Source organism: Pseudoalteromonas sp. GW168-MNA-CIBAN-0100, assembly GCF_040309225.1.
GTDB classification, from domain to species: Bacteria; Pseudomonadota; Gammaproteobacteria; order Enterobacterales; family Alteromonadaceae; genus Pseudoalteromonas; species Pseudoalteromonas arctica.
The window spans coordinates 1-401 of record NZ_JBEOOL010000166.1 but is presented as its reverse complement, the minus strand read 5'-3'; the positions used below and the strand labels follow the sequence as shown (position 1 = coordinate 401).

Below are 401 nucleotides of genomic sequence, written 5' to 3'. Positions count from 1 at the left end.
TAGTTAATTAGCGCAAAGTTTTCCTGTTCTTATATATTTAATGTAAGATTGAGCAATTAGGTTTAGAACCCGAGAACTGTAACATGATCGTCTCTATTATAATTATACTCATTGTTGCTCTTATTGTGATTGCGCTTTGGGTAAGTGCGGTGCAACAGCATAAAGAAAAACAAGAAGCTGATCGCCGTAAAGAACTAACCAAACAAAAAGCTATCATTGAGGAAACCGAGGAAGCGTTAATGAATAACGCTAATATCCCGTTTTCAGATAACACACTACGTGTTTTACAGCGTCGTAATCATGATGCGCTTAGTACCATGGTATCGCTTTCACCTGGTTCTAAAATATTAAAAAACCGTTTAAATGAAGCGAAAGAGCGTTTGAATAACCCAGTTCAAGGA

General features: G+C 36.7%; 1 pseudogene. It reads left to right on the top strand.

What is annotated here, in order from left to right:
* Positions 1-83 precede the first annotated feature (83 nt).
* Positions 84-401: pseudogene (locus tag AAEY62_RS20535) on the top strand (hypothetical protein); the annotation flags it as partial.